General features: G+C 43.5%; 23 protein-coding genes. 20 read left to right on the plus strand and 3 right to left on the minus strand.

Annotated features, from left to right (window positions below):
• Positions 1–133: 133 nt before the first annotated feature.
• Positions 134–3,334 carry a ribonuclease E gene (gene rne / locus AACS90_RS12575; protein WP_099122987.1) on the minus strand — a complete coding sequence of 1,067 codons (3,201 nt, stop codon included), beginning with the start codon at positions 3,332–3,334 and terminating at the stop codon, positions 134–136.
• Between the two features lie 570 nt (positions 3,335–3,904).
• Between rne and rluC the strand changes: the two genes are divergently transcribed.
• A complete protein-coding gene (gene rluC, locus AACS90_RS12580; protein WP_099122988.1) occupies positions 3,905–4,855 on the plus strand; it encodes a 23S rRNA pseudouridine(955/2504/2580) synthase RluC in 951 nt (316 codons plus the stop codon).
• Positions 4,856–4,871: 16 nt separating this feature from the next.
• Here the strand turns inward: rluC and AACS90_RS12585 are convergent, their stop codons facing one another.
• Entirely contained in the window at positions 4,872–5,462 is a 591-nt protein-coding gene (locus AACS90_RS12585; protein ID WP_099122989.1) for a Maf family protein, read from the minus strand.
• 144 nt (positions 5,463–5,606) lie between these two features.
• On the opposite strand from AACS90_RS12585, the gene yceD reads away from it, so the two are divergent.
• The 19 genes from yceD to umoD all read left to right on the plus strand — a co-directional run bounded on the left by yceD (position 5,607) and on the right by umoD (position 21,820).
• Positions 5,607–6,131: a 23S rRNA accumulation protein YceD gene (yceD, locus tag AACS90_RS12590; protein ID WP_099122990.1), complete on the plus strand. Its 525-nt coding sequence runs from the start codon at positions 5,607–5,609 to the stop codon at positions 6,129–6,131.
• A 12-nt stretch (positions 6,132–6,143) separates the two neighbouring features.
• Entirely contained in the window at positions 6,144–6,314 is a 171-nt protein-coding gene (gene rpmF / locus AACS90_RS12595) for a 50S ribosomal protein L32 (protein ID WP_099110961.1), read from the plus strand.
• A gap of 28 nt (positions 6,315–6,342) precedes the next feature.
• Positions 6,343–7,380 (plus strand): phosphate acyltransferase PlsX, encoded by a 1,038-nt coding sequence (gene plsX / locus AACS90_RS12600; protein ID WP_099110960.1) that lies wholly within the window; start codon positions 6,343–6,345, stop codon positions 7,378–7,380.
• Positions 7,381–7,386: 6 nt separating this feature from the next.
• Positions 7,387–8,340 (plus strand): beta-ketoacyl-ACP synthase III, encoded by a 954-nt coding sequence (locus AACS90_RS12605; protein WP_099122991.1) that lies wholly within the window; start codon positions 7,387–7,389, stop codon positions 8,338–8,340.
• Positions 8,341–8,358: 18 nt separating this feature from the next.
• Positions 8,359–9,288, plus strand: coding sequence for an ACP S-malonyltransferase (gene fabD / locus AACS90_RS12610; protein ID WP_099122992.1), 930 nt, complete (start codon positions 8,359–8,361; stop codon positions 9,286–9,288).
• Positions 9,289–9,299: 11 nt separating this feature from the next.
• Entirely contained in the window at positions 9,300–10,034 is a 735-nt protein-coding gene (gene fabG / locus AACS90_RS12615) for a 3-oxoacyl-ACP reductase FabG (RefSeq protein WP_099110957.1), read from the plus strand.
• Between the two features lie 152 nt (positions 10,035–10,186).
• Complete coding sequence (acpP, locus tag AACS90_RS12620; RefSeq protein ID WP_099110956.1) at positions 10,187–10,423, plus strand: acyl carrier protein; 237 nt, start codon at positions 10,187–10,189, stop codon at positions 10,421–10,423.
• A 74-nt stretch (positions 10,424–10,497) separates the two neighbouring features.
• Positions 10,498–11,739, plus strand: a complete 1,242-nt coding sequence (gene fabF / locus AACS90_RS12625) for a beta-ketoacyl-ACP synthase II (protein WP_099122993.1) — start codon at positions 10,498–10,500, stop codon at positions 11,737–11,739.
• 156 nt (positions 11,740–11,895) lie between these two features.
• Positions 11,896–12,720 (plus strand): aminodeoxychorismate lyase, encoded by an 825-nt coding sequence (pabC, locus tag AACS90_RS12630; RefSeq protein ID WP_193757261.1) that lies wholly within the window; start codon positions 11,896–11,898, stop codon positions 12,718–12,720.
• 65 nt (positions 12,721–12,785) lie between these two features.
• Positions 12,786–13,811, plus strand: coding sequence for an endolytic transglycosylase MltG (gene mltG, locus AACS90_RS12635; protein ID WP_099122995.1), 1,026 nt, complete (start codon positions 12,786–12,788; stop codon positions 13,809–13,811).
• On the plus strand, positions 13,808–14,449 hold the full coding sequence (tmk, locus tag AACS90_RS12640) for a dTMP kinase (RefSeq protein ID WP_099122996.1): 642 nt from the start codon (positions 13,808–13,810) through the stop codon (positions 14,447–14,449). Before mltG ends, tmk begins: the two co-directional genes overlap by 4 nt.
• On the plus strand, positions 14,446–15,435 hold the full coding sequence (holB, locus tag AACS90_RS12645) for a DNA polymerase III subunit delta' (RefSeq protein WP_099122997.1): 990 nt from the start codon (positions 14,446–14,448) through the stop codon (positions 15,433–15,435). The genes tmk and holB overlap by 4 nt, the downstream gene beginning before the upstream one ends.
• Positions 15,436–15,457: 22 nt before the next feature.
• A complete protein-coding gene (locus AACS90_RS12650) occupies positions 15,458–16,234 on the plus strand; it encodes a metal-dependent hydrolase (RefSeq protein WP_099122998.1) in 777 nt (258 codons plus the stop codon).
• A gap of 31 nt (positions 16,235–16,265) precedes the next feature.
• Positions 16,266–16,616, plus strand: a complete 351-nt coding sequence (gene hinT / locus AACS90_RS12655) for a purine nucleoside phosphoramidase (RefSeq protein ID WP_099110949.1) — start codon at positions 16,266–16,268, stop codon at positions 16,614–16,616.
• Between the two features lie 78 nt (positions 16,617–16,694).
• Positions 16,695–17,264, plus strand: a complete 570-nt coding sequence (gene lpoB, locus AACS90_RS12660; RefSeq protein WP_099122999.1) for a penicillin-binding protein activator LpoB — start codon at positions 16,695–16,697, stop codon at positions 17,262–17,264.
• Positions 17,265–18,128: a phosphotransferase gene (locus tag AACS90_RS12665; protein ID WP_099123000.1), complete on the plus strand. Its 864-nt coding sequence runs from the start codon at positions 17,265–17,267 to the stop codon at positions 18,126–18,128. It abuts the gene before it with no gap.
• Positions 18,129–18,195: 67 nt separating this feature from the next.
• A complete protein-coding gene (gene nagZ / locus AACS90_RS12670) occupies positions 18,196–19,215 on the plus strand; it encodes a beta-N-acetylhexosaminidase (RefSeq protein WP_099123001.1) in 1,020 nt (339 codons plus the stop codon).
• Between the two features lie 415 nt (positions 19,216–19,630).
• Positions 19,631–20,935, plus strand: a complete 1,305-nt coding sequence (locus AACS90_RS12675; protein WP_099123002.1) for an NAD(P)/FAD-dependent oxidoreductase — start codon at positions 19,631–19,633, stop codon at positions 20,933–20,935.
• A gap of 384 nt (positions 20,936–21,319) precedes the next feature.
• Positions 21,320–21,820 carry a UmoD family flagellar biogenesis regulator gene (gene umoD, locus AACS90_RS12680; RefSeq protein ID WP_099123004.1) on the plus strand — a complete coding sequence of 167 codons (501 nt, stop codon included), beginning with the start codon at positions 21,320–21,322 and terminating at the stop codon, positions 21,818–21,820.
• Positions 21,821–21,934: 114 nt separating this feature from the next.
• On the opposite strand, the gene mfd is transcribed toward umoD, so the two are convergent.
• A complete protein-coding gene (gene mfd, locus AACS90_RS12685; protein WP_099123005.1) occupies positions 21,935–25,375 on the minus strand; it encodes a transcription-repair coupling factor in 3,441 nt (1,146 codons plus the stop codon).
• Positions 25,376–25,683: the final 308 nt, after the last annotated feature.

Here is a 25,683-nt window from a genome sequence, read left to right on the forward strand (position 1 = left end):
TCACTAGAATGCAAATGTCAGATTGCGATGCGCCTGTTAGGGCGCGGCAGGTAAGAGAGCCTTATAGGCGCATATGAAAAACCCCCGGCTATGCCGGGGGATACTTATTTTTATAAGAAATTACAATACGTAATTACTCAAATATTTGTGGTTTTGACATGCCGGATGTTGCGACATTTGTTGCAGAGTGACCACCCGCACCACCTTTCCCTTTGAATGGATGAGCAGGGCGCTCCCATTCACTAATAATGACTGGCTGTGCAGCCATATCCGGTGCCGGAGCCTTAGTCATTGGGGAGTAAGAGTGATGATTTTTTGCCACGATAACCTGAGACTCAGTAGCTTTTGTCTCTTTCGCTTTAACTTCTGCTGTCTGAGAGCATACTTCCGTTGCGACAGTCGGCTGTTCTTCATGATGTTCCTGTTCAGCGATAGAGTCCACAATGATAGGTTCAGCTACGTGAGCAACTTTTTCCTCAGAGTCATATTGCACTTTGTTAGGTGCAGTTTCAGCCTGATTTGAAACCTCATGGCTAACAACAGACTTGGTAGCTTCTTGAATAGACTCAATAGCTGATTCAACTGTTGATGGGATCACTGATTCAGGTTTCGCATCTTCATAAGCAACTGTGGTTTGTTCTGTAGCTTTAGTTTCTGCAAAAATAGGTGCTGGTTCAGCAGTTTTTGCAGCAACAGGTACTGGCATAATTTCAACAGCTTGTTCCGATGCTGCCTCTTCAATTATAGAGAGTTCTGGCTCAGAAGTCGTAGCCACTGGTGTAACAGGGTAACGAACCCAGACTTTACCAGATGCTAACTCAGGTGAAGCTACCGCGACTGCCAGAGGTACCGGTGACTGCGTCAGATTGCGTTCATCACGATAACGACGACGGCGTTGTCCACTAACACGCAAATGACGCGGTGAACGGCGGGAACGACGTGGCATGATGTTATCTTGCTGTTCGTTATTTTGCTGAGAACCAGACACAGCAGCGTTTTGTTCAGCAGTATCCTGAGCGATAGATTCATTTGCCGCGGCAGGTTGAGCTGTTGTTTCAGTTTCTGTATTGATAACAGCTGGAACAGCAGCTTTTTTCTCTTTTTCCGCGATTACAGGTACAGAATCAGATGTAACTACCGGCAGTGCCGCAATAGTTGTTTCTTCTTTCACGCTATCTGTAATACGAATCTTTTGCTCAAGCTGGCGACGCTGGCGTCGAGGCATAACAGGTTGACGTTCCTCGGTTTCTTCTTCCGGAACTTCAGGTTTAATTGCCTGTTGAGTCTTACTCTCCAACTGTTGCTGGCGTTTTTCTTCCTGACGGCGACGTTGGCGCTCTGCACGCTGCTCGCGACGCTGTTGCTGCTGAGCCTCACGCGCTTCATTATCTACCGCAGTATTATCCTGAACGTTATTTTTCGCCTGAGCATTACGACCTTTACGCTGCTCATCACGCTCGCGATTGTTACGATTTTCATTCTCGTTACGCTCACGACGTGGGTTTTGGCGGCGTGGATTACGGCGATCTGATGAACGACGATTATCATTGCCAGAAGGTCTCTTGGCTTTTTCCTGAGACTGCTTCTCTTCTTCGCCGCTGAATACTTTTTTCAGGGCATTTAAGAAGCGGCTGAATAGGCCAGGTTTTTCTGCTTTTTGATGACTATTTGCTTTGGTTGCGACTTTTTTCTCTTTTGTTTTTGCTGCGGCAGGAGCTGGAGCTTCAGCAGGCAAATCAAAAGTGGAAATAGCGGGCTGTTCAGGACGTTTACGTTCATGCTGCACATCTTCCTGAATATTTGCCATTTCTGTTTCATGAATCTGTGGCAACTGATAGCTCAGAGCCGAGATTTCTTCGCCTTTACGAACACGTAAAACGGAGAAATGCGGTGTCTGCATTTGATCGTTTGGTACGATAACAATACCAACGCCACCCTGACGGTGTTCAATCGCACTGACAGCTTTACGTTTTTCATTCAACAGATAGGAGGCAATCTGTACAGGAACAATAGCATGAACCTGATGAGTATTTTCTTTCAGGGCTTCTTCTTCTATCAGGCGAAGAATGGACAGAGAAAGTGACTCATTATCACGAATGGTTCCTGTGCCGCTACAACGAGGGCAAACATGGTGGCTGGATTCACCCAGCGATGGGCTTAAACGCTGGCGTGACATCTCCAGTAAGCCAAAACGGGAAATGCGGCCGATCTGAATACGGGCGCGATCCTGACGTACTGCATCACGCAGGCGGTTTTCAACCTCGCGCTGATGACGTACTGGTGTCATATCGATAAAGTCGATAACAATCAGACCACCAAGGTCACGCAGGCGCAACTGACGGGCAATCTCATCTGCGGCTTCCAGATTCGTATTAAAGGCCGTTTCTTCAATATCGCCGCCACGGGTTGCACGGGATGAGTTGATATCAATAGCAGTCAGGGCTTCAGTAGTATCAATGACAACAGAGCCACCGGAAGGCAATCTTACTTCGCGCTGGAAAGCAGATTCAATCTGCGATTCAATCTGGTAGTGGCTGAACAGCGGGACTTCACCGCTATACAGTTTAATTTTGCTGGCAAAATCAGGACGGCCGAGGGCAGTGATATGCTGGCGTGCCAAATCAAGAATTTTCGGATTATCGATGAGAATCTCACCAATATCGGGACGCAGGTAATCACGGAAAGCGCGTACAATAACGTTACTTTCCTGATGAATCAAAAAAGGAGCCGGATGGCTGTTGGCCGCTTTTTTGATAGCTTCCCAGTGTTTCAGACGAAAATTCAGATCCCCCTGAAGGGCTTCTGCGGATTTGCCGACACCAGCGGTACGAACGATAAGCCCCATACCTTCGGGTACATCAAGGGAAGAGAGAGCTTCTTTTAATTCGATACGATCATCACCTTCGATACGGCGTGAAATACCGCCAGCTCGCGGATTATTCGGCATCAGAACCAGATAACTACCTGCCAGACTGATAAAGGTCGTTAAAGCAGCACCTTTATTGCCTCGTTCTTCTTTATCTACCTGAACGATGACTTCCTGACCTTCTTTAAGGATATCCTTAATGTTAGGACGCCCATGAGCATGGTAATTATTTGGGAAATATTCACGTGCAATTTCTTTTATAGGCAGGAAGCCATGTCGCTCTGCACCATAATCAACAAATGCGGCTTCAAGGCTGGGTTCAATCCGTGTAATTTTACCTTTATAGATATTGGCCTTTTTTTGCTCGTGTCCAGGACTCTCAATATCCAGATCATAAAGACGTTGCCCGTCAACAAGGGCAACACGCAACTCTTCCTGCTGGGTTGCGTTGATTAACATTCTTTTCATTCTAACTTACTCATTATTTTTTACATTAGTATAGAGCCATGAGTAAAAAGAGGAGCATTTACTGGAAACCGATGGCCTCGTGTCTTTTACAAAACCGTCAGCCTCACGGCTATCGGTTGTATAGAGGCGCCTAAATGTCGGCGAGCCTGAATTTCATTTCTTTCATTGTAAGAAACGCAGCGCTCTTTGTTGGGAGATACTGTAATAAATTAGTACAGGTTTTACCCAATCCAGTAAGTAGCAACTCACAGCCCATAAATTGTTTGATTAAACATTACGTCTTACGCCATTGCTGCGTTTTTGTTCAAACAAACAGATAACAAACAATTTCAATCTGCCATTCATAGTTTAGTAAATCGTGGCCGGAAAGCATTATTCCATTGCTATTGGGGTGATAGCAAGGTGACTTTATCTCTTTAAGAGTTTTTTATCATGAAATAGTGATAAGTTGTTAATCTTTAGCCTTTATTCTAAGGCAATTTAATAATAAAGAATAAAAATATGGATATTATTTATACATGATTTAAAAATGAGTGGCACTCTGTTTGCGGGATAATTAAAATTGCGCCCATGAAAACAAATAATCAAGTTGTACAGTTTGTCACTATTGATGACGATGAGGCCGGCCAGAGAATTGATAATTTTTTGCTGGCTCGGTTAAAAGGTGTACCTAAAAGCATGATCTACCGGATCTTGCGTAAAGGTGAAGTTAGAGTCAATAAAGGAAGAATCAAGCCTGAATATAAATTGACAGCAAACGATGTTGTCAGAATTCCGCCTGTCAGAGTGGCGGAAAAACAGGAGGCTCCTGTTTCTGCCAAGTTGGGTAAAGTTGCCGCGTTGGCAGAATGTATTCTTTATGAAGATGATTATATATTGGTCATTAATAAGCCTTCAGGAACTGCTGTGCATGGTGGAAGCGGGTTAAGTTTCGGTGTTATTGAAGGATTACGGGCATTACGTCCCGAAGCTCGCTTTCTTGAACTGGTACACCGTCTTGACCGTGATACTTCCGGGGTTTTGTTGGTTGCGAAAAAACGTTCTGCTCTACGTTCACTGCATGAACAATTACGCCTGAAGCAAATGCAAAAAGATTATCTGGCCTTGGTACGTGGGCAGTGGCAGTCTCACTGCAAAGTCGTACAAGCTCCTTTGTTAAAGAATCTTCTGCAAAGTGGTGAAAGGGTCGTGAAGGTCAGCAGCGAAGGTAAACCTTCTGAAACGCGTTTTAAGGTGGAAGAACGTTACGAGTTTGCTACATTAGTGCGGGCCAGCCCTGTAACCGGGCGTACCCACCAAATTCGTGTACATACTCTGTATGCGGGGCATCCGATAGCATTTGATGATCGCTATGGTGATAAAGCGTTTGACGGGCAGCTTGCAGAAACAGGGATCAACCGGCTGTTTCTGCATGCCAGTTCACTGAAGTTTACGCATCCATCCAGCGGTGAAACGATGCGTTTCGAAGCACCAATGGATGCGGCATTACGACAATGCTTAAAAAAATTGCGACAAATATAATGCAATAATCATTTGCTTAATAATGTGCCGTCAGGGGGTTTACTCCCTGACGGGTAAGCATTTCAGCCAGTGTGATTAATGGCAGACCAACTAATGTATTGGGGTCTTTGCCATCTAGTTTTTCAAATAATGTGATCCCTAAGCCTTCACTTTTAAAACTGCCGGCACAATTAAACGGTTGTTCTTTTTCCAGGTAGCCGATGATTTCAGTATCAGTAAGTTCCCTAAAATGGACATGAAATAGTTCACAGCGAGTATCAGTACTCCCGGTTTTGCTATTGAATAATGTAATACCGGTATAAAAAGTGACACACTGACCACTGGCTTTTTTTAACTGTGCGAAAGCGTTCTCAAAATTATGCGGCTTTCCTGTTAATTCTCCATTTAAAATACAAACCTGATCTGAACCTATAATAAGATGACTGGAATAATCGTGTTGTAATGCTGTAGCCTTTTCTTGTGAAAGTCGCATCACTAATTGTTCAGGATTTTCATTCTCCTGTGGGCTTTCATCAATATTTGGTGCTGCACAGGTAAAAGGCAGGCCAATTTTTTCCAGTAATAAGCGGCGATATATCGAAGTTGATGATAAAACAATCGGAAGCATCATTTTTCCATAAAATACGTAGAGAAATATTTGCAGGCATTTTAAACTATGCACCGCTTATTAAGCGAATATTTGGTGGAAAGGTGCAGATGTGTGGCCTTTTTCTTTGACTATATCCCGTTACAAAGATAATATGCGCGCCTTATGCAGAAGGTAAAATTACCCCTGACCATTGATGCACTTCGTGCAGCCCAGAAAAGACTAGACTACACTGGCAGTTATTCTGCTGAACAGGTGTCTCGTCTTCTAGAATCGGTGGTCAGTGTGGATAGTGATGTAGATAACTCATTATCATTTCAGATTGATAATCAGCGTCTGGCAGTTGTAAAAGGGCATTCAGATGTGGATGTTACGCTTGCCTGTCAGCGTTGTGGTGGTAAATTCAGTCATCATGTTCACACAACGTATTGTTTTAGCCCGGTCGTCAATGATGAGCGGGCCGAAGCATTACCGGAAGAGTATGAGCCAATTGAGGTTAATGAATTTGGCGAAATAGATTTACTGGCAATGATAGAAGATGAAATAATTCTTTCTCTGCCGGTAGTTCCGGTACATGATTCTGAACACTGTGAAGTGTCCGACGCGGATATGGTGTTTGGTGTACTGCCTCCTGAAGCAGAAAAACCAAACCCATTTGCCGCATTAGCCAGTTTAAAGAAAAGTACTTAAGGAGTAAGGTCGATGGCCGTACAACAGAATAAACCAACTCGTTCTAAACGTGGTATGCGTCGCTCTCATGACGCACTGACTGCAACAAAAGTCTCTGTAGACAAAACTTCTGGTGAAACTCACCTGCGTCACCATGTGACTGCTGATGGCTACTACCGTGGCCGCAAGGTAATCAACAAGTAATTCAGCTAGTTATTAGCAAGTTGATATCTTGGCTAATCTAACCTTAGCGTTAGATGCTATGGGCGGGGATTTTGGTCCTCGCGTCACGGTGCCTGCTGCATTGCAGGCACTGGCATCTAATCCGCGATTAAAACTACTGTTGGTCGGTGACCCCGAAGCCATTTCTCCTTTGCTTGCAAACAAAAATGCCGAGCTGCTCAGCCGTTTGCAAATTATTCCTGCGGAACATGTTGTTGCCAATGATGTTAAACCGTCTCAGGCAATTCGTTCCAGCCACGGTACTTCGATGCGTATTGCACTAAATCTGGTGAAATCAGGTGAAGCGCAGGCGTGTGTCAGTGCAGGAAATACAGGAGTATTGATGGGGCTGGCTAAACTGATGTTGAAATCGATAGAAGGAATTGAACGGCCAGCCTTGGTGACGGTCATACCAAATCTGAAACAACAAAAAACAGTAGTATTAGATTTGGGCGCTAATATTAATTGTAATAGTCGTATGTTAGTGCAATTTGCCATTATGGGCGCTGTAATGGCAGAAGATGTTGCGGGTGTAAAAAATCCACGTGTAGCATTACTTAATATCGGGGAAGAGGAATCCAAAGGGCTGGATAATATCCGCGAAGCCGCCATAACCTTGCGGAATAGTGAGTTAATCAACTATATAGGCTATGTGGAAGGAAATGAGCTGTTAACGGGGAAAACAGATGTCCTCGTGTGTGACGGCTTCGCAGGTAATGTTACGCTGAAAACAATGGAAGGCGCGATCAGAGTGATTCTGTCTCTGCTTAAGTCACCGGAAGGGCAAAAGAAAAAATCGTCATGGTTGATGAAAATATTCAGGAAGTTTTTGCTTAAACTAATAGCAAAACGCTTCGGTCATCTAAACCCTGATCAGCATAACGGCGCAACACTATTAGGATTGCGTGGTATTGTTATAAAAAGTCATGGTGCCGCGAATGAAAATGCTTTCAAAGCTGCAATTGAGCAAGCTGTTCAGGCAGTAGAAAAGCAGGTTCCTGAAAAGATTGCAGCCCGACTGAATGCAGTATTACCCAAGAGTGAATAAGCATAAATGTATACAAAGATCTTAGGCACAGGCAGTTACTTGCCGTCTCAGGTGCGTACTAACGCAGATTTAGAAAAAATGGTGGATACGACTGATGAGTGGATTGTCACTCGAACTGGTATCCGTGAACGTCGTATCGCCGATGAAGGTGAAACGGTGGCAACCATGGGATTCAAGGCTGCTGAACAAGCCATAGAAATGGCAGGCATCGATAAAACGCAAATTGATTTAATAGTTGTTGCAACAACAACGGGAACGCATGCTTTTCCCAGCAGTGCCTGCCAGATCCAAAAACTGCTAGGCATTAACGGTATTCCGGCTTTTGATGTTGCGGCGGCTTGTGCCGGGTTTACATATGCATTGAGTGTAGTTGATCAGTTTATAAAAACGGGTGCAGCTAAATGTGCACTGGTTATTGGTTCTGATACGCTTTCCAAAACGGTTAATCCAGAAGATCGTGGTACCGTTATCCTTTTTGGTGATGCGGCGGGAGCGATGGTGGTAGGTGCTTCAGAAGAGCCTGGTATTCTGTCAACCCATTTGCATGCTGACGGTCATTATGGCGAATTATTATCAGTGCCTCATCATGATCGTCAAAAAATCGATACACCAGCATACCTTACGATGGTTGGCAATGAAGTATTTAAGGTTGCTGTGCGAGAATTAGCGAATATTGTCGATGAGACACTGGAAGCTAATGGTTTGGCTCATTCCCAGCTTGATTGGCTGGTGCCCCATCAGGCGAACTTACGTATTATTTCAGCGACAGCTAAAAAACTGAATATGACGATAGATAAAGTTGTTGTGACACTGGATCGTCATGGTAATACCTCAGCTGCATCTGTCCCGACTGCATTTGACGAAGCGATCCGTGATGGAAGAATTCAGCGTGGCCAACTTGTTTTACTTGAAGCATTTGGCGGTGGCTTTACCTGGGGCTCAGCGCTAGTACGTTTTTAACTTAACAGGATGATAAACATGTCTGATTTTGCAATGGTATTTCCCGGCCAGGGTTCTCAATCTCTTGGCATGCTAGCTGACTTAGCCGCGGAATTCCCGCTTGTAGAGCAAACTTTTGCAGAGGCTTCTGCGGTTTTGGGATACGATTTATGGGAGTTAGTCCAGCAGGGCCCAGCAGAAGAACTGAATAAAACGTGGAAAACACAACCTGCATTGCTGACCGCTTCTGTTGCTATTTGGCGGGTTTGGCAGCAACAGGGAGGGCAAAACCCTTCCGTGATGGCAGGTCATAGTCTTGGCGAATATTCAGCACTGGTTTGTGCTGGTGTCATTGAATTCCAACAGGCAATTAAGCTGGTTGAATTACGTGGAAAGTTGATGCAGGAAGCCGTGCCTGAAGGGCAGGGTGCTATGTACGCCATTATTGGTCTGGATAATGAATCCATTGCAAAAGCATGTGAAGAATCAGCGCAGGGACAGATTGTTTCACCTGTGAACTTTAATTCCCCGGGGCAGGTTGTTATTGCCGGCGAAAAAGAAGCTGTAGAACGCGCGGGTGCCGCATGTAAAGCAGCGGGAGCTAAACGTGCTCTGCCTTTAGCAGTCAGTGTTCCTTCACACTGTGCATTAATGAAATCCGCCGCAGACCAGTTAGCTGTTGCATTGCAGTCTGTTGAGTTTAAACAGCCGCAATTCCCTGTTATCAATAATGTTGATGTAAAAACAGAAGAATCTGCGGATACAATCCGGGCGGCGCTGGTGCGTCAGTTGTATAATCCGGTACGCTGGACAGAATCTGTTGAGTATATTGCCGCTCAGGGTATTGATAACCTGCTGGAAATAGGGCCGGGTAAAGTACTGACTGGCTTAACAAAACGAATTGTTGGTACTCTGAGTGCTGTAGCAGTGAATGATGTATCATCACTTACAATTGCTCTGAATAAATGACTGAGGAAAACATGGGCTTTGATGGAAAAATTGCACTAGTTACTGGTGCCAGCCGTGGCATAGGTCGAGCGATTGCAGAATTATTGGCTGAACGTGGCGCGCGTGTTATTGGCACCGCGACCAGTGAAAATGGAGCCGAGGCAATCAGCGCCTATCTGGGCGATAAAGGCAAAGGTTTTGTACTGAATGTCACAGATTCAGAATCCATTGAACAGGCACTATCGAATATTCGTGCTGAATTTGGTGAAATAGACATTCTGGTTAATAATGCGGGCATCACACGTGACAACTTGTTGATGCGCATGAAAGATGATGAGTGGCAAGGTATTGTTGACACTAATCTTTCTTCGATTTTTCGTCTGTCAAAAGCAGTAATGCGTTCTATGATGAAAAAACGTTATGGACGTATTATCTCCATTGGATCTGTTGTTGGAACAATGGGAAATGCAGGGCAGGCGAATTACGCGGCAGCGAAAGCAGGAGTTATTGGTTTTAGTAAATCACTGGCTCGTGAAGTCGCTTCTCGTGGCATTACCGTCAATGTTATTGCTCCCGGTTTTATCGAAACCGATATGACCAGAGCGTTGACAGACGAACAACGTGCGGGCATTTTATCTGATGTTCCTGCTAATCGTCTCGGTAATGCAAAGGAAATTGCCAGTGCTGTAGCGTTTCTTGCTTCTGATGAGGCCGCTTACATTACGGGTGAAACATTACATGTCAATGGTGGCATGTACATGATCTAAAAAATGAGCGAACCCGCTGTTTTTTTATGTATTTCTTATACAAAATAAGCAGTTAGTGGTTCGACCAGCCGGGATTTGGTTGCATCTTTTCCTGTATTTTATAAACTACGAAAACCATCGCGAAAGCGAGTTTTGATAGGAAATTTAATAGTATGAGCACTATCGAAGAACGCGTTAAGAAAATCATCGTTGAACAACTGGGTGTTAAAGAGGAAGAAGTTGTAACCACAGCTTCATTTGTTGATGACTTGGGCGCTGATTCTCTTGACACAGTTGAACTGGTAATGGCTCTGGAAGAAGAGTTCGATATTGAGATCCCAGACGAAGAAGCTGAAAAAATCACTACAGTTCAGGCTGCTATTGACTACGTTGAAAACGCAAGTAAATAAGCACATATACATAGGCGGTCGTTCGACCGCCTATGTTTTTTGTCTTACATTTTTTCCCTCCCTGGAGGATAACCGTGTCTAAGCGTCGAGTAGTCGTGACCGGACTAGGCATGGTATCTCCTGTCGGCAATACAGTAGAGTCTTCTTGGAACGCTGTTTGTACCGGACAGAGTGGTATCGGCCTTATCGAACATTTCGACACCGCTAACCATGCAACTAAATTTGCTGGTTTGGTGAAGAATTTTAATCATGAAGATTTCAATATTTCGCGCAAAGATGCACGAAAAATGGATTTGTTCATTCAGTATGGTATTGCTGCAGGTGTTCAAGCTTTTGAAGATGCAGGAATCGAAGTAACAGAAGCCAATGCTGGCCGCTTTGGTGCTGCTATTGGTTCTGGTATTGGTGGTTTGGGCCTGATTGAAGAGAATCACAGAACATTGCTTTCTGCTGGTCCTCGTAAAGTCAGTCCGTTCTTTGTACCTTCAACCATTATTAATATGGTGGCTGGCCATCTGAGCATACTATACGGCCTTCGTGGTCCTAGTATCTCTATTGCAACAGCCTGTACTTCTGGTGTGCACAACATTGGTCATGCAGCGCGTATAATTGCTTATAATGATGCTGATATCATGTTGGCAGGTGGTGCTGAGAAAGCAAGTACAGAATTTGGTGTTGCCGGGTTTGGTGCTGCCCGTGCACTGTCGACCCGTAATGATGATCCTAAAACCGCGAGCCGTCCTTGGGACAAAGATCGTGATGGATTTGTTCTGGGTGATGGTGCTGGTGTTGTTGTTCTTGAAGAATATGAACACGCCAAAAAACGCGGCGCAAAAATTTATGCTGAAGTCGTTGGCTTTGGTATGAGTAGTGATGCGTATCACATGACATCTCCGCCTGAAGATGGGGCAGGGGCCGCACTTGCTATGGAAAATGCCCTGAAAGATGCGGGTATTTCTTCAGAACAAGTGGGCTATATTAATGCTCATGGGACATCAACACCGGCGGGAGATCTTGCTGAGGCTCTGGCTGTGGAATCTGTCTTTGGTAAAGGCACTAAAGTATTAGTGAGTTCAACCAAGTCAATGACAGGCCACCTGCTGGGTGCCGCTGGTGCTGTGGAATCTATTTTCACAGTTCTTTCTTTGCAGGATCAAATTGTTCCTCCAACTATTAACCTGGTTAATCAGGACGAAAATTGCCGCCTGGATTTTGTTCCTGGCGAAGCACGTAAAGTTGAGGGAATGGAATATGCGTTGTGTAACTCTTTCGGCTTCGGTGGAACGAACGGTTCACTGATTTTCCGTAAGATGTAAAACACCCTATTTCTATAAAAAGCCTCAACTTATGTTGGGGCTTTTTTTATACTACGAATGTACCTTTTTGCACTGCTACCGCTCATATACTATTATAGCGCCCCTTATAACCTGAGGTTTTCACACCTTTTTATTTAAGAATCAGAAAGTAAGATGATGTATTGGATTAACGGCAAACCGCAAGATCAAATCTCGGTTAATGATCGCTCGGTACAATATGGCGATGGCTGCTTTACCACAATCAGAGTAGAGCAGGGTCAGGCAGCTTTTTTGCCTTTTCATATGAAACGATTACAAAAAGGTGTTGAAAGACTGTTTATGCCAGTACCGGATTGGGCAAAACTGGAAAACCATATTCAACAAGTTGTAACAGGATGTGAGTCTGGTGTTTTGAAAGTGCTCTTATCCAGAGGTTCGGGCGGACGCGGTTACAGCAGTGATGGTATTAATGAGACAAACCAGATCCTTTTACTAAGCCTCTATCCAGAGCAATATTACAGGCAACGGAAAACGGGTGTTGTATTGGGCCTTAGTCCTGTTGCTATGGGGATTAACCCTCATTTGGCGGGAATTAAGCATCTGAACCGTTTGGAACAAGTTCTGATAAAGCGGTTTATTGATCAGGAAAAGATCGATGAAGCGCTAGTACTTGATAGTGATGGTTTATTAGTTGAATGTTGTAGCGCTAATATCTTCTGGCGGAGAGGTAAAAATATCTATACGCCGGATTTGAGCCAGTGTGGTGTGGAAGGGATTATGCGACAGAAAATTATCCAACTACTGGAATGTAGTGATTACCATTTGTCATGTGTCATGCGTTATCCTGAAGCATTAGCTCACGCTGATGAGGTAATTATTTGTAATTCACTGATGCCTGTTATGGCAGTTAATCAGATTCAGGCACATAAAAATCAGCCTGCATGGAAATACCAATCCAGAGAGTTATATGAATATTTATTACCTGAATGTTTAAGCCTGTAATTCTGAGGGATATAAACTGTAGTGATTCAGCCAGCCGTTGAAAGGCAGATAAAAGTGGTAACCGAATGAAACTTAAAAAGCGCATTCTTATTCTACCTGGATTGATTATTCTTGTTGCAGCAATAGCATTTTTCTTTTTTATCAAAAAAGTGGAAAATTTTTCTGCTCAGAAGGTTAATCTGGCTCAGGATCTTATATTTACCTTACCGGCCGGAACGGGACGTATCGGCTTAGAAACGTTGTTAATTCAGCATAATTTAATCAAAGATAACGGCTTATTACCGTGGCTTTTCCGATTAGAACCGGAACTGATCAAATTTAAGGCAGGAACTTACCGATTACAGAAAAATATGTCAGTAAGAGACATTCTGCAATTGTTTGCCAGTGGTAAAGAGGTCCAGTTTACTATTCGCTTTGTTGAAGGCAGCCGTCTTTCTGATTGGTCAAAAATATTACAGAATGCGCCATACTTAAAACATATGGCTGAAGATAAAACGCCACAAGAACTGGCAGAATCGCTGGGTATGAAAATAGAGAGTCCATTGGAAGGATGGTTCTATCCTGATACTTACCTCTATACCGCAGGTACAAGTGATATAGACTTACTCAAGCGGGCCCACCAAAAAATGGTTATGGCTGTCGATCAGGAATGGAAAAACCGGGCTGAAAATCTACCGTATAAGAGTCCTTATGAGATGCTAATTATGGCCTCCATCATCGAAAAGGAAACTGCCGTAGATGCTGAACGCGCTAAAGTGGCTTCTGTATTTATCAATCGCCTGCGTTTAAAGATGCGGTTGCAGACTGATCCGACAGTGATATACGGGCTAGGGGATAAATACACCGGAACTATTTTCCGTAGCAGCCTGAGCACCTTTACGCCATACAACACTTATATGATTGAAGGGTTACCACCGACGCCGATTGCTATGCCGGGTCTTGCATCAATTAAAGCAGCGGCTCATCCGGCGGTAACAAACTATTTATATTTTGTCGCAGATGGTAATGGCGGCCATACTTTTACCACAAATTTAATAGAGCATAATAGAGCGGTAAACCTTTATCGCCAGAGATTGAAGCAGGATAAATGAACAGCAAATTTATTGTTATTGAAGGGCTTGAAGGAGCAGGAAAAACCACGGCTATCCAGACAGTGTCTGATACACTGAAACAATCCGGGATTTCTGATCTTGTTTTTACCCGTGAGCCGGGTGGAACACCATTAGCGGAAAAATTACGCCAGATGATCAAGCAAGGGATCGAAGGTGAAATATTAACGGATAAAGCAGAAGTTCTGATGCTTTATGCTGCCCGGGTTCAGTTGGTGGAGAATGTCATCAAGCCTGCACTGGCAAAAGGTTGCTGGGTTGTTGGGGATCGTCATGATATGTCATCTCAGGCATATCAGGGAGGCGGACGTAACATTGACCAACATTTATTGGCTTCACTACGTGAAGCAGCGCTCGGTGATTTTTCACCTGATCTGACTATTTATCTTGATTTACCGCCAGAGGTTGGCTTACAGCGTGCCCGCGAACGCGGTGAACTGGATCGTATTGAAAAAGAATCATTAGATTTTTTCCATCGTACCCGCACAAGATATCTTGAATTGGTCGCACAGGATAAATCCATCATAAAAATAGATGCAACGCAGCCATTGGAAAAAGTACAGGATGACATTCGTCAGGCTCTGCAATATTGGCTGGAAAAACAGGAAATACATGCATGAATTGGTATCCGTGGCTTAACCATGCATATCGTCAGCTGATTGAATCCCACCAACAGGGGCGTGGTCATCACGCTCTTTTGCTCCATGCTCATGAAGGTATGGGGGCAGATGCACTGCTTTATGGATTAAGCCGTTGGCTAATGTGTCAGAATAAACAGGGAATAAAAAGTTGCGGTAAATGCCACGGCTGTCATTTGATGTTGGCAGAAACACATTCTGACTGGCATGTACTCGCTCCGGAAAAGGGGAAAAGTACAATTGGTGTAGATGCAGTTCGTCAGCTCAGCGAAAAGCTTTATGAGTATTCTCAACAGGGGGGTGCCAAGATTGCGTGGGTACCTTCAACAGAATCACTGACTGATGCAGCCTCCAATGCGTTGTTAAAAACACTGGAAGAGCCGCCCGGTAATACCTATTTTCTATTGAGATGTCAGCGTCCGGCCAGCTTACTGGCAACACTGCGAAGCCGCTGTTTTTATTATCATCTGCCGGTTCCTGAAACCAAGATCGGTTTGCATTGGCTGCAAAAAAAACTCCCGACGATACCATCACAGGATATTCAGACAGCACTGAAACTGTCTCAGGGAGCACCTCTGGCGGCAAAACAGTTACTCCAGACTGAAAAATGGCAACAGAGAAATGTATTTTGTCAGGCTATCACGCAGGCACTACATAAATATGATACCTTGTCACTTTTGCCATTGTTGAATCGTGATGATGTACAACAGTCTTTGTACTGGCTAATCAGCCTGTTGTCTGATGCGGTAAAATGGCGTCAGAAGGCGCAAAATTACTGTATCAATCAGGATCAGCAGATGTTGATTCACCATCTGGCCTCCAGTCAAAGTGTGGAAAAATTGTTAAATACAGTTGATGATTGGATACGCTGTCGTCATCAATTAATATCCGTAGCGGGTATCAATCGGGAATTGTTATTAACTGAACAATTACTCAATTGGGAAGGGCAGCTTTGCTCCACTCGGTAATACATTTAAATATGGGCATATTATGTTTTTAGTTGATTCACATTGTCATCTCGATTGTTTAGATTATGAAACACTGCATAAAAGTGTGGATGATGTAGTGGCGAAGGCCGCAGAAAGAGATGTGAAGTATATGCTGGCAGTAGCGACCACATTACCCGGCTTCCTGCATATGAAAAACCTGATTGGTAAACGTGAAAACGTTTCGTATTCCTGCGGTATTCATCCGTTAAATCTGGATGAAGGATATGATTTTGATGAGCTTGCCCGTTTAGCTGCAGATAGTGATGTTATCGCAATGGGTGAAACAGGGCTGGATTATTATTATCAGAAAGATAACGCAGAATTACAGAGAACTTCATTTCGCCAGCATATCCGCATTGGTCGCGAATTAAATAAGCCGGTGATTGTTCATACCCGTGATGCAAAAGATGACACCCTGATGGTACTGCGGGAAGAAAAAGTGCAGGATTGTGGCGGAGTTTTGCATTGTTTTACTGAAGATAAAGAGACAGCCAAGGATTTACTGGATCTTGGCTTTTATATTTCGTTTTCGGGTATTGTGACATTCCGCAATGCCGAACAAATTCGTGAGGCAGCGAGGTTTGTTCCCCTTGATCGTATTCTGGTAGAGACTGATTCACCTTATCTGGCGCCGGTTCCTCATCGCGGTAAGCAAAATCAGCCTGCTTATGTACGTGATGTTGCTGAGTATATGGCAGTATTGAAAGGTGTCAGTCTTGAGGAATTAGCCGAAGTGACAACAAGGAACTTTTGTGATTTGTTTCATATCGACATTTAAGAACATTAAATGATAATAAAGGAGAAATGAGATGGCAGAAGAAACTATTTTTAGCAAAATCATCCGTCGTGAAATCCCATCTGATATCGTATATCAAGATGAGTTAGTCACCGCATTCAGAGATATTACACCTCAGGCACCAACTCACATTCTGATTATTCCTAATGTGCTGATCCCAACGGTTAATGATGTTATGCCGGAGCATGAGGCTGCATTAGGTCGCTTATTTACGGTTGCTGCAAAAATCGCAAAACAGGAAGGGATTGCTGAAGACGGCTACCGTCTCATCATGAACTGTAACCGTCATTCAGGGCAAGTTGTTTTTCATATCCATATGCATCTGGTTGGTGGGCATCCATTAGGCCCGTTACTGGCAGAATAACATTACTCACTGCCGTTTTTTTAATGCGGTCACTTGTAAGACGAGAAATATCCTGACAGCTGTAACCGGAGTAGATTAATGAAAAGAATTTTCTTGGTTGTATTATCAGCACTGTTGCTGGCGAGTTGTACACTGACATCCACACAACCGCCTGCTCCTGTTACACCTGCTGAACCAGAGCAAAAAACGGAACCCACTGAACCGCCGTTACAGAAAGTACCCCAGCCACCGAAAATCCAGTCAATTAACTGGAATAATATCGTTCAGCCATTAGTTGACCAGATGGCTAAAGCACATGGTGTAGAAGCGGGGAAAATACTGCTCGTTGATAATGTCAAAAATAATACGAGTGGTTCACTGAGAACACTTAAGGCAACTGACGCAATTACCGATGTGGTCAGCAAGACGCATGTTTTTCAGGTCGTGCCGAAAAATCAGGTTTACTACGCCCGACAGGCTCTGGGGCTGTCATCAGAAGATAGTCTGGCATCACGCAGCAAATCTATCGGTTTGGCTCGTTATTTGAATGCCGATTATGTCATCTATTCCGTGGCTTCTGGTGATACCCAACACCGTAAGATAAACATGCAGCTTATGCTGGTTAAGACGGGTGAAATACTCTGGTCTGGTAGCAGTGATATTAACTAAGTGATATTAACTAATAGTGAAGCTCTATCTGGAATGTTGCGTCAGAAGTGGCCTGACATTCCAGCAGAAAACTGGGAAATCAGGCCATTAACAGGGCTGACTCAGGGAAGCCACTATATCACGGATGGTGTACGTCAGATGGTAGGGCGTAAACATACATGGCACGGTGGTGCTCTGGGTGTCAATCGTCAAAGGGAACAGCGGATATTACGTAAATTATCTTTGACCGGCATCGCGCCTGATGTGATCGCAATGCACGGTAATTGGCTGTTACTGGAATGGCTGAAAGGAACAAAGGTCACAGCAGAAGAATTCGGTTTACCCACATTTCAACAGTCATTGGCGAACATTGTCGCCATTCTCCATAACCACGCACCATTGGGGTATTCCTTCCAACTCAAAGAACAATTAGCTTCCCAATGGCAATGTATTGATAACTCGCGGCTTTCTCCCAGTTGGTTGCAGCTGCATAAATTTTTTATATCAGCGAAAATGCCTGCGCCTTTGAAAATAGCACCTGCTCACATGGATATTCACCCTGATAATTTGATTATGACATCGGAAGGTTTGAAACTGATTGACTGGGAATATGCGGCGGATGTTGATATTGGTTTTTCATTAGCGGGGCTGTTTGAAGGGAATCAATGGAATGAGATGCAGCAGAAATTTTTTTTGAATTATTATTGTACTGACGCATCAGGATATAGTGATATCGTTTTATTGCAGCAAAAAATTAGGCAATGGAAACCGTGGGTCAGGTATATGATGCTGATGTGGTATGAAGTTCGCTGGCAGCAGACAAAAGATCCGCAATTTTTAGCTCTGGCTTATCCTTTGCGTCTGGATTTTAAGCTGACGTTTTAATACGAAGGTCGGTAATTCATAAGATGGTAACCAATAAATAGATAACTAATAAGAAGTGAGGAATATTATGGGTCCAGTAATGTTAGATGTTGTTGGTCATGAGCTGGATAGTGAAGAGCGCGAAATTCTGCAACATCCATTAGTGGGCGGTTTGATCCTGTTCACCCGCAATTTCCATGATACTCAGCAGTTGCGTGATTTGGTGCGCCAAATCCGTGAAGCCTCCCGTCATCGTTTAGTCATTGCAGTTGATCAGGAAGGAGGGCGGGTACAGCGTTTCCATGAAGGATTTACACGGTTACCTGCGGCTAAGTCTTTTGCCTGTTTGCATGACGAACTGATGGGTGGGCATTTGGCCGAAGAATCGGGTTGGCTGATGGCATCAGAGATGATTTCAATGGATATTGATATCAGTTTTGCTCCTGTACTGGATTTAGGCCATAAATGTACCGCGATTGGTGAACGCTCATTTCATGAAGAGCCTGAACCTGCGATGGTGATGGCTGAGCGATTTATCAGGGGAATGCATTCGGCTGGCATGAAATCGACGGGTAAACATTTTCCCGGCCATGGTGCAGTCATAGCGGATTCCCACAAAGAAACGCCAGTGGATAATCGCTCAATGGATGCAATTAGCTGTCACGATATGCTGATTTTCCGCGATTTTATCCAGCGTAACTTACTTGATGCAATTATGCCTGCACATGTTATCTATTCTCAGATTGATGATCGTCCGGCAAGCGCTTCCCCCTACTGGCTAAAAAACGTTTTACGCCAACAGCTGGGGTTTAATGGTGTTATTTTTTCAGATGACTTATCTATGGAAGGGGCTGCTGTTATGGGGGGTTATGCTGATCGGGCAAAAGCCTCACTGGAAGCGGGCTGTGATATGATTCTGGTGTGTAATAACCGTCAGGGGGCGACTAACGTACTAGATAATTTACCGATAGTTAACTCAGATAAGGTGGCACGGTTATATCATCAGGGAAGGTCGTTTAGTCTGGAAGAACTGAAAAAATCAGAACGCTGGCAGCGGGCAAATTTGCAATTAAATAATTTATGTGAACACTGGCTAAGCTGTGGCTAATCACTACTGATTTATCGCGATCAAACGAAAGGCAGGATTGTTACATTATGATCCTGTCTTTTGGTATTCCCTTTTTATTTATTACTTTTTGCGGTCTATTTTGGGACAACATTCTTCCTGTATTTCAATAAATAACCCTGCTAATCACATAATGTTAACAATGTAAATTATAAGTATTAATAAACTGGATTTAAGTCTGATTAATTAGAGTTGAGTACGTAAATTTTGTGATTGGTGTCTAATTAATCAAAAGAATTTAGCAGGGGTCATTTTTGGTATGACCTACTGACCAGCCGTGATATTCTGGCAATATTTTCAGTATGAAATTTATCATGAGTGATGTCATTTAAGAACGTTATTCAAAAAATCGTTTAGCGCTTTACATAACATTAGTTGTATTTTCAGTGGGGTAGTCATGACAACGCCAAAGACAAGAATTGTCATCATTGGTGGGGGTGCTGGCGGTTTAGAACTGGCAACACGTTTGGGACATAAATTAGGGCGCAAGCAAAAAGCCGAAATAACTTTGGTGGATCGCAACAACAGCCATTTATGGAAACCGTTATTACATGAAGTAGCAACAGGTTCTCTTGATGATGGTGTTGATGCACTGAGTTATCTTGCTCATGCAAGTAACCATTACTTCAACTTCCAATTAGGTACACTCACAAATATCAATCGTGAAGAAAAGAAAATCACACTGGCTGCAATTCGTGATGAAAGTAGTGATTTGTTAGTACCAGAGCGTGAGTTGGCTTACGACATTCTTGTTATGGCATTAGGCAGCCAATCGAATGATTTTGGTACAGCTGGTGTAAGAGACAACTGCATTTTCCTTGATAATCCGCAGCAGGCACATCGTTTCCATAATGAAATGCTGAACCTGTTCCTGAAATATTCTGCGAATCAATGCCCGGAAGAGAAAGTTAATATAGCGATTGTTGGTGGTGGAGCAACAGGTGTTGAGCTTTCCGCTGAGCTATACAATGCAGTTAAACAGCTAAACAGTTACGGTTTTGAAAGCCTGAATACAGATGCCCTGAATGTGACTTTGGTCGAGGCTGGCGAACGTATTTTACCAGCGTTGCCACCACGTATTTCTGGTGCTGCACACCAAGAGCTGACTAAACTGGGTGTTAAAGTCTTAACTAAGACAATGGTAACCAGTGCAGATGAAAATGGCCTGAATACTAAAGATGGCGAGCAGATCAAAGCTTCTTTGATGGTCTGGGCTGCCGGAATTAAAGCGCCAGATTTTATGAAAGAGATTGGCGGGCTGGAAACAAACCGTATCAATCAGCTGGTGGTGAAGCCGACTTTGCAGACAACACTGGATGAGACTATTTTTGCTATCGGTGACTGTGCATCCTGTCCGAAAAAAGAGGGCGGTTTTGTTCCTCCACGTGCTCAGTCTGCTCACCAAATGGCGAGCCGCTGCTATGACAACATTCTGGCTTTACTGAATGAAAAACCGCTGAAAGAATATGAATATAAAGATCATGGTTCTTTGGTTTCTTTATCTAAATTCAGCACTGTTGGTAGCCTGATGGGTAACCTGATGCGTGGCTCAATGATGGTAGAAGGTCGTATCGCACGTATCGTTTATATCTCTTTATACCGTATGCATCAGGTAGCATTGCATGGGTATATTAAAACAGGTCTAATGATGTTGGTTGGTGGAATAAATCGTGTGATCCGTCCACGATTGAAATTGCACTAATTTAACCAGAGTGGTTCATCTGAATTTGATTAATAATATATTCAATAAATTTCAGATGAACCACTAAACTTTCATTATTTTTATTCAATACTACGCTATTTATCATAACTCGTTTTCTTTCCATTTTTTTAATCAGGCTAATCCTTGTAATAAAACTAATTTTAGCTAGGTAACCATGACATAAAAATGTATGTTTTTCTGTTAGCATTGAAAAAATTCAGTAATGATAAAAATATTTAATGTAATAAAAACATAAAATTAATTTAAAATCTAAATTTGATTAATTTTAAATTCCCATAAATACAGTGAGTTAAAATTTTTTAATCACTAATCGAGTATGTTTTTGATTCCCGAAAATAGCTAAGGGATATGTTTAAGTAAGGAGTGTGGCAAATTATAAATATAATAACGTGTTATGCAAGTAAGCTAAAGGCAAGACAGTGTAGGATTTACTCTCTGATTGTTATTATTACTGTTGGTATCGCTATAATATTTTTTTCTAAAAAACCACAGCCTAAATATGCTCAGGTACTTTCTTCAGAACCTATCATAACTATAGGTTATGCACAAAAATATTATTGCAATGGGGCATTGGTGCCATTTATTAAAATATTTGGTAATACTGAAAGCAACCGCTTATCTGTATATAAAAATAGTCTATTTTTTTTCATCGAAAGATTAAATATAACAAGAGAATCTTATGCACTGAACTATTATGAATTAAAACATTGCATTGCATTTAAGATCCGGGAGCCGCGTATTATTGGGTATGATGTCATTTATACTATTGATAATAAGCCGGGAAAGGTAAGAGTGATACATAAACCAGATCAATCGATCCCATTGAATGGAAAGGGGAAGCTGATCCTTGCACCGTATTTGTAGAGGTGCTCCAGAAATGAAATATCTCCGGTCACATAGTTATTATATTCCCGGAGATAAGTATATAAGCTGAAATTTGTTTATATTTTAACGATATTTAAAGCAACAGTATTGATGCTATACCTGATGTTGCTCAAATGCCTCCAATAATGACTGAATAAACGATAAGCGTGCAGTTCTTTCAGTTAACTCGTTAATAAATTTCAGTTTAGAAGGCCCATCCAGTCGATAGATATTAGGCTGAGTCTGCAATAAGTTGATCAGATAGTGGGGATCCACTTTATTACTTTGACTAAATTCAATAAAGCCGCCTTTTTCATGGGCTTCAATACGTTTTATTCCTAGTTTCTGAGCCGTAAGGCGGATAGAAGCAGATTGTAATAAATGCCTGCCCGGATCAGGTAACATACCGAACCTGTCAATGAGCTCAACTTTTAATTCTGTCAGTTCATTGTCATTCTGAGCGCTGGCAATACGCTTGTAGAAAGACAGACGCATATTTACATCCGGGATATAATCATCGGGTAAAAGCACCGGAATACGTAGTTCTATCTCGGTTTGGTTGTTAGTTAAATCCTCAAGTGAAGGTTCCCGCCCGTTTTTGAGTGCATCAACCGCACTTTCTAGCAGCTCCATATAGAGTGTGAAACCGATACTTGCCATTTGACCACTTTGATCTTCACCCAGAAGTTCACCAGCTCCTCGGATTTCCAAATCATGAGTTGCCAGAGCAAACCCTGCTCCCAGATCTTCAAGTGAGGCAATTGCTTCCAGCCGCTTTTGCGCATCTGTGGTCATAGCTTTCGGGTGCGGAGTTAACAAATACGCATATGCCTGGTGGTGAGAGCGACCGACACGCCCGCGTAATTGATGTAACTGAGCCAGACCGAAGTGATCAGCCCGTTCAATAATAATGGTATTCGCTGTCGGAATATCGATCCCGGTTTCAATAATTGTAGTGCATATCAACACATTAAAGCGCTGATGATGGAAATCCGTCATGACACGTTCCAAGTCACGTTCACGCATTTGCCCGTGACCGACAACCATTCTGGCTTCAGGCACTAATTCTTCCAGCCGGCTTTTTGCTTTTTCGATATTTTCGACATCGTTATAGAGATAATAAACCTGACCGCCACGTAAGATTTCACGCAGAATAGATTCACGAACGACTAAGCTGTCATATTCCCGTACAAAGGTTTTTACTGCCAGCCGACGGGCTGGGGGAGTTGCAATAATCGACAGATCGCGCATTCCGCTCATTGCCATATTAAGCGTCCGGGGAATAGGGGTTGCTGTCATGGTCAGGACATCAACATCGGCACGGATAGCTTTGATACGCTCTTTATGACGGACACCGAAACGGTGCTCTTCATCCACAACCAATAAACCCAAATCCTTCCAGCGCAGATCACTTTGCAACAGTTTATGTGTACCGATGATGATATCGACTTTCCCTTCTGCTGCCATATCTATCACTTGCTGTTGCTCTTTGGCACTGCGGAATCGTGACATCACTTCAATGTGTACAGGCCAGTTGGCAAAACGATCGCGGAAATTATCGTAGTGTTGTTGGGCTAACAGAGTCGTTGGGACTAAAACAGCGACTTGCTTATTATTGTTGATAGCAGTAAAAGCGGCCCGCATTGCGACTTCCGTCTTACCGAAGCCGACATCACCACATACCAGCCTGTCCATCGCAATTGGCTGGCACATATCGCTCAGTACCGCATTAATGGCCTGTTCCTGATCGGGTGTTGTATCGAATAGAAAATTCTGGCAGAACAATTGATATTGTTCCCGGTCGTGCTTAAACGCAAAACCCGGTTTAATGGCTCGCTGAGCGTAGATATCCAGTAATTCAGCGGCAACATCACGGACTTTTTCTGCCGCTTTCTGACGCGCTTTATTCCATGCTTCACCGCCCAGTTTGTGCAGCGGTGCGCTTTCCTCTGCGCCTCCGGCGTAACGGCTGATTAAATGCAGAGATGAAACCGGCACATACAGTTTGTCTTCTCCGGCATAAGTCAGAATGAGATATTCAGCCTTAATGCCTCCGGCCTCGAGTGTTGTTAGCCCCTGATAGCGTCCGACACCATGTTCAAGGTGTACGACGGGCTGACCGGGACGGAGTTCAGCGAGATTACGGATCAGGGTATCGGTATTAATTGTGCGTCGGTTATCCTGACGGCGGCGGCTGACACGCTCACCAAGCATGTCACTTTCACAAATGAAGGCGAGTTTTTTCTCCTCATCTATAAAACCCTGTTCTGCGCTGCCCACCATTAAAAAGCATCCAGCCTCTTTAGCATCTTCCAGCTGATGTATTGTGGCCGGATGAATTTTTATGCGAGACAGTAACTCATTGACTGATTCCCGACGTCCTTCACTTTCCACTGAAAAAATGATCTTGCCACTGAACTGCTCGATAAAGCGGCGTACTTTATCTAAAGGCGCTTTATGATGAGCGGCAACGGAGATATCAGGTAAAGGCTGATAAGCCAGATTGATATTTCCGGCTTTCTTGGGCAACTCTTCATTTCTGATTTGGATGCGGGGCCATTTTTTCAGTTCGGCGAACAGCTTGTCGACGGGAAGCCAAATTTGGTCGGGAGGAAGTAATGGCCGCATCGGGTCAACTTTACGGCTCTCAAAACGCTGCTCGGTATCTTGCCAGAAACGTTCTGCCGTGTTCATCAAATCCTGCACAATAATCAGTGTATTTTCAGGCAGATAATCAAATAGTGTAGATAAAGGCTGTTCAAAGAATAATGGCTGCCAGTACTCAATGCCTGCGGGTAACATTTTTTTACTGACCTGCTGATAAATGTGTTCAGCATCCCGCCGGACATCAAACTTTTCACGCCACTGGCTGCGGAATAATTCAATGGCTTCTTTATCTGTTGGGAACTCATGGGCCGGCAGTAAGCTGATTTTTTCCACTTCCTCCAGCGTTCGCTGACTATCCACATCAAAAGTACGCAGGCTATCGATTTCATCATCAAAAAAATCAATGCGGTAAGGGTGCTCACTTCCCATAGGAAATAGATCGAATAAGGCACCGCGTGTGGCAAATTCACCATGTTCAAGCACTTGCTCAACGCTGCGATAGCCGGCCTGTTCCAGATTTGCCCGTAATTTATCACGCGAAATACGCTGCCCTTTATGCATGATCAAAGCATGCCCCTGAAGGTATTCGTGAGGGCAAACACGCTGCATCAATGTATTCACAGGCAGAATAAGTGCCCCTTCTGTCATAAAAGGTAGCTGATACAGGGTAGATAAACGATTTGAAATGATTTCCTGATGAGGGGAAAAACTATCGTAAGGTAGAGTTTCCCAATCTGACAACATGTTTATTGAAGTACGGGTAAATTGTGGAATTTCATCACGCAGCCGTAAGGTGTTCTGCATATCTTTTGTGACTAATAGCACAGGGCCAGAGTGACGTTCAATGATTTCAGCACATTCAATGGCACAAGCAGCACCGATCAGATGGCCTAACTGGCGGATATCACCGCGACGTTCAGGAAGTTGATAACGATATTTTGCGGACATAAGCGTTTGATGTGTTCTCTAAGATTCAGTCCATTCCCAACACATATTTAACCCAGTAGCCTTTACAATAAATACGCTGGCAGGTTGAGAGAAGTAAAAACAGAACCGGAATGTGAATGGCTCCATCATATAGTACAGCTGCTCTTTATTATCCCTGAACACATTGCTTTGGCAACAGCTGAGTGACAGATTTGCTGTCTGGCCTGAGGTGGTATATTAGCTCGTGTTAACAACAGGGCTTTTTTATCTTCAATTTCGAAGGTGCTAATCAAAACTTAATTAAACAGTGATAATATGTAATAAGTGAA

The sequence above is a fragment of the Xenorhabdus sp. KK7.4 genome (genome assembly GCF_963876465.1).
In the GTDB taxonomy this organism is placed as follows: domain Bacteria; phylum Pseudomonadota; class Gammaproteobacteria; order Enterobacterales; family Enterobacteriaceae; genus Xenorhabdus; species Xenorhabdus stockiae.